Source organism: Roseovarius sp. CAU 1744 (assembly GCF_039839345.1).
In the GTDB taxonomy this organism is placed as follows: Bacteria; Pseudomonadota; Alphaproteobacteria; order Rhodobacterales; family Rhodobacteraceae; genus Roseovarius.
Genome location: NZ_JBDOQV010000022.1, coordinates 1 through 1,181 on the forward strand (window position 1 = coordinate 1; position 1,181 = coordinate 1,181).

1 protein-coding gene is annotated in these 1,181 nt (G+C 63.3%); it reads right to left on the reverse strand.

The genetic code is table 11. From position 1 onward, the window contains the following. Positions 1-4 precede the first annotated feature (4 nt). On the reverse strand, positions 5-1,180 hold the full coding sequence (gene tuf, locus AAFO92_RS22480; protein ID WP_347539187.1) for an elongation factor Tu: 1,176 nt from the start codon (positions 1,178-1,180) through the stop codon (positions 5-7). Position 1,181: the final 1 nt, after the last annotated feature.

The window sequence follows — 1,181 nt, forward strand, 5'->3', positions numbered from 1 at the left end:
GGGATTATTCGATGATTTTGGCGACGACGCCGGCGCCGACGGTGCGGCCGCCTTCGCGGATGGCGAAGCGCAGGCCGTCTTCCATCGCGATCGGTGCGATCAGTTCGACGGTGAACTTCAGGTTGTCGCCCGGCATCACCATCTCGGTTCCGCTCGGCAGCTCGACCGTGCCGGTCACGTCCGTGGTGCGGAAGTAGAACTGCGGCCGGTAGTTGGCGAAGAACGGCGTGTGACGGCCACCCTCTTCCTTGGTCAGGATATAGGCCTCGGCCTCGAACTTGGTGTGCGGCGTCACCGAACCCGGCTTGCACAGCACCTGGCCACGCTCGACGCCGTCACGGTCGATACCGCGCAGCAGCGCGCCGATATTGTCGCCCGCCTCACCGCGGTCCAGCAGCTTGCGGAACATTTCAACGCCGGTGCAGGTGGTCTTCTTGGTGTCGCGGATGCCGACGATCTCGATCTCGTCGCCCACGTTGATCACGCCACGCTCGACACGGCCGGTCACAACCGTACCGCGGCCCGAGATCGAGAACACGTCCTCGACCGGCATCAGGAACGGCTGGTCGACCGCGCGGGCCGGCGTCGGGATGTATTCATCCACTGCCGCCATCAGCTTCTTGATCGATTCCTCGCCGATTTCCGGGTTGGTGCCTTCCATCGCCGCCAGCGCCGAGCCGGGGATCACCGGGATGTCGTCGCCGGGGAAATCATACGAGCTCAGCAACTCGCGGATCTCCATCTCGACCAGCTCCAGCAGTTCCTCGTCATCGACCTGGTCGACCTTGTTCATGTAGACGACCATGTAGGGAATGCCCACCTGGCGGCCCAGCAGGATGTGCTCGCGGGTCTGCGGCATCGGACCGTCGGCCGCGTTCACAACCAGGATCGCGCCGTCCATCTGCGCCGCACCCGTGATCATGTTCTTCACGTAGTCGGCGTGGCCCGGGCAGTCCACATGCGCGTAGTGGCGCGTCTCGGTCTCGTATTCGACATGCGCCGTCGAGATCGTGATCCCCCGCGCCTTCTCCTCCGGCGCGCCGTCAATCTGGTCATAGGCCTTGAAATCACCGAAATACTTCGTGATCGCCGCCGTCAGCGTCGTCTTCCCGTGATCCACGTGACCAATGGTCCCGATGTTCACATGCGGTTTCGAACGATCAAACTTTTCCTTTGCCATG

Excerpts from the sequence above, each read along its gene's own strand:
- tuf (WP_347539187.1), bottom strand. The coding sequence starts at position 1,180 with ATGGCAAAGGAAAAGTTTGATCGTTCGAAACCGCATGTGAACATCGGG.